The sequence below is a fragment of the Streptomyces sp. SBT349 genome, assembly GCF_001083795.1.
Lineage (GTDB): Bacteria > Actinomycetota > Actinomycetes > Streptomycetales > Streptomycetaceae > Streptomyces.
Genome location: NZ_LAVK01000508.1, coordinates 1 through 3857 on the forward strand (window position 1 = coordinate 1; position 3857 = coordinate 3857).

Genomic DNA, 3857 nt, shown 5'->3' on the forward strand with positions numbered 1-3857 from the left:
CCCCGTCCCCTCCCGCGCCCGCTTCCGCGCCCGGCGCGTCGGACCCCGGAGGCGCGGGGTCGCCGCTCTGGCCGCCGCCTCCGCGCTGGTGCTGCCCCTGACCCTCGTCCCCGACGCCCGCGCCACCACCGCCGCCGAGCTGGAGCAGCAGGTGCTCTTCTCGGCCGCCGCCCAGGACGCGTACGCCTGCTTCCGCATCCCGGCCGCGGTCAGGACCACCGAGGGCACGCTGCTCGCGTTCGCCGAGGGCCGGCGGCAGAGCTGTGGCGACGCCAACGACATCGACCTGGTGCTCAGGCGCTCGGACGACGGCGGCAGGACCTGGGGCCCGGTGGAGGTGGTCGACGCGGGCGGCGGCGACACGCACGGCAACCCGGTGCCCATCGTGGACACCACCACCGGCCGGATCATCCTGGCCAGCACCCGCAACGAGAACGCGGGCCAGGGCAACTGCCCGGTCCCCTGCGACCGCGTCCCGTACCTGTCCCACAGCGACGACAACGGCGTGACCTGGTCCGAGCCGCGGGACATGAGCGCCGAGCTGCGCCCCGAGGAGTGGAACTCCTGGTACGCGACGGGCCCGCTGCACGGCCTCCAGCTGACCGGCGACGCCCACGAGAACCGTCTCGTCTTCGGCATCAACGCCGAGAGCTGGGCGGACGGCCGCGTCACCGAGAACCACGCCGCCCTGGCCTACAGCGACGACGGCGGGCACAGCTGGGAGCTGGGCGCGGTGGACAGCTGGCCGGTGGCCGAGGACGGAACGTTCCGCCAGAAGCCGTCCGAGATGGCGCTCGCCGAGCTGGGGGACGGCTCGATCCTCGTCAACGGCCGTGAGCAGGACGGCACCGACCTCGGCCACCGGAATGTCGCGGTCAGCAGGGACGGCGGCGAGAGCTTCGCCGCGCCGTTCGAGACGATCCCCGACCTGTACACCCCGCAGGTCCAGGGCTCGCTGCTGCGGCTGCGCGGCGCGGAGGAGGACGGGTACGACCGGCTGCTGCTGGCCGCCCCCGCCGACCCGGACCGGCGGCGGACCATGATGATCCGCTCCTCCTGGGACGAGGGGCGGACGTGGGACGGCGCGGACCGGGGCGCGGTGGTGACCACCGACTGGTCCGGCTACTCCGACATGGTCGAGACGGCGGACGGGACGGTCGGCCTGCTCTACGAGGCGGGCGCGGTGGACGCCAGGGACGAGATCAGGTTCGCGCTGATCACCGAGGACTGGCTCGGCCCCCGGCGCGCGCCCGACCCCGTGACCCCCGACCACGCGCCGGGCGGCGCCCCCGCGCCGGTGGTCGGAGGCGCGGCGCCGGTGGCCGGGCGTTTCGGCGGCGGGCTGGCGTTCGACGGCGCCGACGACGCGGTGCGGCTGCCGTTCCGGGAGGAACTTCCCCTGGACGACCGTGACTTCACGGTCAGTCTGTGGTTCAGGTACGCGGCGGGGACCGGCGAGCACCCGTTCCTGTGGATGGGCGGCGTCGGGACGAGCGCGCCGCAGGTGTGGGTGCGCGCCGAGCCGGAGCGCGGGCGCGTTCGGGGGCTGATCACGGCGGTGGACGGCGCGAACGCGCGGGCGAGCGCCGAGGTGTCCACGAGTGGCGCGTTCAACGACGGGGAGTGGCACCACCTGGCGCTGACGCGCTCGGGCGGGCGGCTGTCGCTGTCCGTGGACGGCGGGGCGGCGGCGTCGGTGGCGGATGTGCCGGGGACGGTGAGCCGCTCCTCGACGTTCGGCGTCCACCTGGGCCAGCGCCCCGACGCCATCCTGCGGCTGGTCGGCGCGCTGGACGAGGTCCGGGTGTACGACCGGGCGCTGACGGCCGGTGAACTCACCGCGCTCAGGCGGGCGAACGCGCCGCTGCCGGGCGCCGCGGGGAACGCCGTGCTGCGGCTGCCGCTGGACGAGGTCGGCTGACGGAGCCGGTGCAGGAGACCGCCCCGCCCCTGCCGTGCCCGCGTGGGCCGCGGCGGGGGCGGGGCGTACGGTCGGGTGCATGCGCACAGTCATCGCTGGAGGACATGGCAAGATCGCCCGCCGCCTGGGAAGGCTGCTGGCGAGCCGGGGCGACCAGGTCGCGGGGCTGATCAGGAATCAGGAGCACGCGGCGGACCTGCTGGAGGCGGGGGCGGAACCGGTGGCGTGCGACCTGGAGTCGGCGAGCGCCGAGGAGGTCGCGCGGCGGCTGGCGGGGGCGGACGCCGCCGTGTTCGCCGCGGGGGCGGGGCCCGGCAGCGGGGCCGCCCGCAAGGACACGGTGGACCGGGCGGCGGCCGTGCTGTTCGCCGACGCTGCGGAGCGGGTCGGGGTCCGCCGGCTGATCGTGGTGTCGGCGATGGGCGTCGACGACGAGCCGCCGCCGGGAACGGATCCGGTGTTCGCGGCGTATCTGCGGGCCAAGGGCGCGGCGGACGCCGACATCCGTTCCCGGGAGGGGCTCGCGTGGACGATCCTGCGCCCCGGCCGGCTCACCGACGACCCCGGCACCGGCCGGGTCGAGCTCGCCGAGCACACGCCGCCCGGCGCGGTGACGCGGGACGACGTGGCGGCGGTGCTGGCGGCGCTGCTCGACCACCCGGCCACGGCCGGTCTGAGCCTGGATCTGGTGGGCGGCGGGACGCCGGTCCCCGAGGCCGTCGCCGCGGTGGTCCGCTGAGCGGGCCGGACGGCCCCGGCGCGCGGCGGGGCGGTGGGGGCCGGTTCCTCAGGACGGCTCGTCGAGACCCCGGGCGAGGCGGCGCAGGATCGGGCCGTACTCGGGGTGGGCGAGGGCGTGGGCCATCTGGGCGACGAGGTAGTCCGCCGGGTTGCCCGTGTCGTACCACTGGCCGGAGATGACCTGCCCGTAGACGGCGCGGCCCGAGGCGTAGGCGTTGATGGCGTCGGTCAGGTAGATCTCGCCCTGGCGGTGCTCGTGCCAGCGCCTGGTCTGCTCGCGCAGTTCCTCGATGATGGCGGGGGTGACGACGTAGCCGCCGATCGCCGCGAAGGCCGACGGGGCGTCCGCGGGCTTGGGCTTCTCGACGAGCCCGGTGATGCGCAGCAGGCCCTCGCCCAGGTCCTCCTTGACCACCGGAACGCCGTAACGCCCGGAGTCCGCCGGGTCCATGGGCATCAGGGCGAGCACGGGGCAGCTGGTGGCCTCGTAGGCGCGGATCAGCTGCTGGGCCCGGGGCACCTCGGCCACGAACACGTCGTCCGGCCAGAGCACGAGCATCGGCTCGTCGCCGACGTTGCGGGCCGCATTGAGCACCGGGGTGCCGTTGCCGTACGGGCCGTGCTGGTCGAGGTAGGTGATGTGGCCCCGCCGCGCGAGGTCGGCGACCTCTTCCACGGCGTCCGCGTAGGCGGTCTTGCCGGCCTCGCGGAGCTCCTCCACCAGCGCGGGATTGGGGCGGAAGTGGTCCTGGATCAGGGACTTGGCGCCGGAGACCACGATGGTGATGTCCGTGATGCCGGAGGCCACCAGCTCCCGCACGGTGTGCTCGATCACCGGTTTGTCCCCGACCGGCAGCATCTCCTTGGGCGTCGCCTTGGTCAGCGGCAGCAGGCGTGAGCCGAGGCCGGCGGCCGGGATCACTGCCCTGCGAATCGTGGGGGCCATCACAACTCTCCCATCGAGCGGCACGCCGCACCGATCGAGGCGGCACCGCCGACGCTACCGAAGTCGTCCGGTGGCCGGGGGTCCGGTGCCCCCGGGGAGGGGAACGAGAGGGAACGCGAGGGAACGGGAGCGGGCTTCTGACGCCTCGTCGGGTCCGCACTTCTTGTCCGAAAACCGCTTTGCTCGTATGGTCCCCAGAGGTGGGACGTCCCATCTCCTACCTCCGACCGCTCGCACCCCCTCCCCCAC

General features: G+C 74.9%; 3 protein-coding genes. 2 read left to right on the forward strand and 1 reads right to left on the reverse strand.

Features of this window, described 5'->3' with window-relative positions; genetic code table 11:
• Positions 1–67 precede the first annotated feature (67 nt).
• Positions 68–1921, forward strand: a complete 1854-nt coding sequence (locus tag ADY01_RS33790; protein WP_063784462.1) for a sialidase family protein — start codon at positions 68–70, stop codon at positions 1919–1921.
• 79 nt (positions 1922–2000) lie between these two features.
• Entirely contained in the window at positions 2001–2660 is a 660-nt protein-coding gene (locus ADY01_RS33795) for an NAD(P)H-binding protein (protein WP_049580586.1), read from the forward strand.
• Between the two features lie 48 nt (positions 2661–2708).
• Here the strand turns inward: ADY01_RS33795 and ADY01_RS33800 are convergent, their stop codons facing one another.
• On the reverse strand, positions 2709–3608 hold the full coding sequence (locus ADY01_RS33800) for a UTP--glucose-1-phosphate uridylyltransferase (RefSeq protein ID WP_049580587.1): 900 nt from the start codon (positions 3606–3608) through the stop codon (positions 2709–2711).
• Positions 3609–3857 lie beyond the last annotated feature (249 nt).

Excerpts from the sequence above, each read along its gene's own strand:
- ADY01_RS33795 (WP_049580586.1), top strand. The coding sequence starts at position 2,001 with ATGCGCACAGTCATCGCTGGAGGACATGGCAAGATCGCCCGCCGCCTG.
- ADY01_RS33800 (WP_049580587.1), bottom strand. The coding sequence starts at position 3,608 with ATGGCCCCCACGATTCGCAGGGCAGTGATCCCGGCCGCCGGCCTCGGC.